The organism is Polynucleobacter sp. 35-46-11 (assembly GCF_002281105.1).
The window spans coordinates 1-4629 of sequence record NZ_NCFJ01000178.1; the positions used below are offsets into that span (position 1 = coordinate 1).

The window sequence follows — 4629 nt, forward strand, 5'->3', positions numbered from 1 at the left end:
GATTGATATGCCTTGGAATAGAGATGAAATGGCAGCACGTGCTGCTAAAGAGTTAAAGGATGGTTACTACGTCAATTTGGGTATTGGTATGCCAACCCTGGTGGCTAACCATGTTCCTGAAGGAATGGAAGTATGGCTCCAGTCTGAGAATGGATTATTGGGTATTGGCCCATTTCCAACGGAAGCAACTATTGATGCAGATTTAATTAATGCGGGCAAGCAAACGATTACGACTTTGCCTGGCTCTTCCATTTTTTCTTCTGCAGATTCATTTGGAATGATTCGTGGTGGAAAGATCAACATTGCGATTTTGGGTGCAATGCAGGTGAGCGAGCATGGCGATTTAGCTAACTGGATGATTCCTGGCAAGATGGTGAAGGGCATGGGCGGCGCCATGGATTTGGTTGCTGGCGTTAAGCATGTGGTTGTTCTGATGGAGCACGTTGCTAAGAAGAAAGACGGCACAGAAGAAATCAAGATTCTGCCTAAGTGCACTTTGCCATTGACTGGTGTGGGTGTTATTAGTCGCATCATCACCGATCTGTGCGTGCTTGATATCACTCCAAAGGGTTTGAAGTTGGTAGAGTTAGCTCCAGGCGTCACCAAGGAAGAGGTAGTGTCCAAAACAGGTGCCCCTGTAGATACAACGGGTTTCTAACCTTTTCTACTGGATAGTGAAATAATGGGGTCAATGACCCCATTTCTATTTCTAAAGAGTCTTCTATGAGTGCTGCAGATCATTCTCTTCATGCACATAAGCAGGGTGATGCTAAACATGCTCATGCCAAGCAGGTCTCCAATCAAAACCTTCTCCTCATTGCCCTAGTTCTGACATTAGGTTTTTCTGGTGTTGAAGGTGCTGCAGCGTATTTCGCAAATTCATTAGCCTTGATATCCGATGCAGGTCACATGGTGACGGATGCAGCTGCGCTAGGCTTGGCTTTACTAGCCCAGATTATTTCCCGTCGCCCCCCATCACCAAAACATTCATTTGGATTTGGTCGAGCAGAAGCGCTTGCTGCATTTGTAAATAGTCTTGCGATGTTGGCTTTAGTCGCTTGGATTATGGTGGAAGCAGTGAGCCGATTTTATGATCCGCACCAAGTGGATGGATTGACAGTCACAGTCGTAGCCGCAATCGGCCTGCTGATGAATATCGTTGTGGCATGGGTACTTTCGCGTGATAAGAAAAGTGTTAATACACGTGCTGCTTTGGTTCATGTCATGGGTGACTTGTTGGGCTCTGTAGCCGCATTGATTGCGGGCATTGTTATCCAGCTGACTGGTTGGATGCCAATCGATGCAATTCTCTCCATTTTGGTTTCTTTGCTGATTTTGAAATCTACTATTTCCATTTTGCGTGAGTCATATCACTTCTTGATGGAGGGTGTGCCTTTACATATTGATTACCTGCAAGTGGGCAACGATCTTAAAAATGTTCCCGGTGTATTGGCAGTGCATGATTTACACGTTTGGGAAATGACACCAAGTTTTCCAGCGCTTATTGGCCATATTGAAATCGAGCAGATGAGTGAGTGGCCAGAAATCATGGCGCGCATCAACGAGATGCTATTGAATAAGCATGGGATTGATCACGTCACTCTGCAGCCTGAGATTGCGGGTATGGTGGATGAGCATACTCATGGTGAAGAACTCGAAGATGAGATTAAAAAATCCAATGTGATTCATCATGGAGATACTTTCTTTGTCACTTGCACTAGTCCCGACGGACCGCATCGCATGGCGTATCACGCCTGGGGCAATCCTAACAACCCAAAGGTTTTGGTTTGTGTTCATGGCCTAACTCGTAGGGGTAGTGATTTCAAAACCCTTGCGCAGGCAATGAGCAATGATTACTACGTCGTCTGTCCTGATGTAGTTGGGCGTGGCGACTCTGATCGATTAAAGAATCCGATGCTCTATGCTGTTCCTCAATACGTCGCAGATATGGCAAGCTTGATTCAGCATCTCGGGGTTGCACAAGTCGACTGGTTTGGAACTTCGATGGGCGGCCTCATTGGCATGGTCTATGCCTCAATGCCCAAGAATCCAATACGTCGTATGTTAATTAACGATGTGGGTCCTCGGATTGAGCCTGAGGCCATTAAACGTTTAGGCTCTTACGTTGGGCAAGCTTTTAGCTTTGCCAATCGCGCAGATGCGCTGCAGCGTCTAAATGAGATCTGTGCATCGTTTGGTAGCCATACGCCAGAAGAGTGGGAGATTTATAACGGCCCGATGCTTGTACAAAAAGATGGCCTTTGGGTGATGCACTATGACCCTGATATTTCTGTACCGTTTGCATCTGTTAATCCAATAATGGCGAAGGCAGGTGAGATGGCAATGTGGCACGCCTTTAAGCAAATTCATATCCCGATGCTGATCGTTCGTGGCGGTGAATCGGATTTACTCTCTGCTAAAACAGTGGCCGAGATGTGTAAGGTCAACCCATACATTCGGAGTATTGAAATTCCAGGAGTGGGACATGCGCCTGCCTTTGTGAAGTCAGAACAAGTTGCTTTAGCAAAAGAATTCTTTAGTTAAGGATTTCGGTCTTCCATGTCAAATGCTGGCAATGTATCTGAGAGCATCAAAATCATAGATGGCTGGTATGGAGAGCCCTCTGAAAGTCATGCTGCCGGTGTTCTGAGTATTCTGAAATTGCTTCATCTAGACGAGGCTACATTAACTGCTGCAAGTAATATCGCACGGACTCACGGCAAAGAATCCCTCACTAAACTGATTGGCGATGAGTCAGCCAAACTGTTGATTGGTTATCGTGGTCTAAGGCAGGCTCAAGCTAAGCTCGTCCGTAATGATGGTGGTCTCAGCATCTCCGGGCAAGAAGAAATGCTGAGAAAGATGTTGCTGGCTTTTGGTGACGACTTACGTGTGGTCCTCATTTATCTTGCCTCACGCTTGCAAACCTTGCGCTGGATTACCCATGAAAAAATGGAGATGCCAAAAGCCTGGGCGCAAGAGATTCTTAATATTGATGCATCGCTCGCAAATCGCCTCGGTATCTGGCAAATGAAATGGGAGATGGAGGACTTAGCGTTTCGAGTTCTGTCTCCAGAGATCTATCGAGATATTGCCAAGATGCTCGATGGCAAGCGCATTGAGCGTGAATCTTTTATTGAGCAAATTGTCAAAAAGCTTCAGGAAGAATTAACTGCCGCTCATATTCAGGGTGAGGTTCAGGGTCGCCCAAAACACATCTACAGTATTTGGAAAAAGATGCAGGGCAAGTCACTCGACTTTGCCAATCTTTATGACGTCAGAGCATTTAGGGTTCTAGTGGAGGATGTTAAATCTTGCTACGCCATTTTAGGAATAGTGCACAACGTCTGGCAGCCAGTACCACGTGAATTCGATGACTATATTGCGAGGCCCAAACCTAACGGCTATCAATCTTTGCATACCGTAGTGATGGATGAGCATGGAACGGCATTTGAGATTCAGGTGCGTACAAATGAAATGCATCAACAGGCTGAGTATGGATTGGCTGCGCACTGGCGTTATAAGGAGGGTGCTTATATTGGTGCTGCAACACCATCAAAAAATAAATCTGCCTCCAATACTCCGAACACACCAAACCCCAGCCATCAAACTGGCACACATAGTGCAGCAGTAGCCTACGAGCGCCAGATTGCTTGGGCTAGGCAGCTGATCTCCTGGAAAGAAGATGCATGGGAGCAATTAAAGCATCATGAGATTGATGATCATATTTATGTTCTCACACCTCTGGGCAAAGTCATTTCCTTGGAGAAGGGTTCCTCACCAATCGACTTTGCATACGCAGTGCACACTGATCTGGGGCACCGCTGTCGTGGTGCTCGAGTTGATGGAGCTATGGTGCCATTAGATACGCCGCTACAAAATGGTCAGACTATTGAAATCATTGCTGTAAAGCATGGTGGCCCCTCGCGTGATTGGATAAGCCCTAATCGCAACTACTTGCGCTCACAGCGTGCCCGTACTCGTGTGCGCACTTGGTTTAATGCCTTAGATGATGAAGAGGCTGGTGCAAAGTCTAGCGATATTAAAACGGAGCAGAAGCTAGAAACCAAGGTGACTGCACCAGCGCCAGAAATTATTCTGAAGCAAAGTACCCGTAGACAGGGTCAGGCAGGCGATGTGTTGGTTGTCGGGGTAGATTCATTACTAACTCAGTTGGCGCGTTGCTGCAGACCGGTGCCTCCAGATGCTATTGCTGGATTTGTGACTCAAGGTCGTGGTGTATCGATTCATAGAAGATCCTGTAAAACTTTTAGAGGCTTATTGGAGCGGGCGCCTGAGCGGGTTATTCAGACTGCCTGGAATGAGTCGACCCCAGAAACTCTGACAACAAGTGATCCAAAACGCGTATTCCCAGCGGATCTGGCTATTACTGGTCTTGATCGTCCTGAACTCATGCGCGAATTGTTTGAAATTCTGACAAGGCAGGGTGTTCATGTGATTGATTTGCGTAAATCAGCTAAACGAGGCCTTGCTCAAATCCTGTTGACTGTGGAAATTAAGGACTCAGAAGCCTTGCGCTTGGTTCAAAATGGTCTTGAGGAAGTCAAAGGGGTGACCCAAGTACGGCGCCGGTGATAAACTCTATGGCTATATAGGCTCGTAGCTCAG

General features: G+C 46.7%; 3 protein-coding genes. All 3 read left to right on the plus strand.

The annotated features are described in order from the left end of the window. Positions 1-7 precede the first annotated feature (7 nt). The 3 genes from B7Y67_RS11210 (at position 8) to B7Y67_RS11225 (ending at position 4596) form a co-directional block, all read left to right on the plus strand. The gene (locus B7Y67_RS11210) at positions 8-658 is read left to right on the plus strand and encodes a CoA transferase subunit B (protein ID WP_215303459.1); all 651 of its coding nucleotides are present in this window, start codon (positions 8-10) and stop codon (positions 656-658) included. Positions 659-723: 65 nt separating this feature from the next. Then, entirely contained in the window at positions 724-2544 is a 1821-nt protein-coding gene (locus B7Y67_RS19520; protein WP_367227280.1) for an alpha/beta fold hydrolase, read from the plus strand. Positions 2545-2559: 15 nt separating this feature from the next. Next, positions 2560-4596, plus strand: coding sequence for an HD domain-containing protein (locus B7Y67_RS11225; protein ID WP_293598713.1), 2037 nt, complete (start codon positions 2560-2562; stop codon positions 4594-4596). Positions 4597-4629 lie beyond the last annotated feature (33 nt).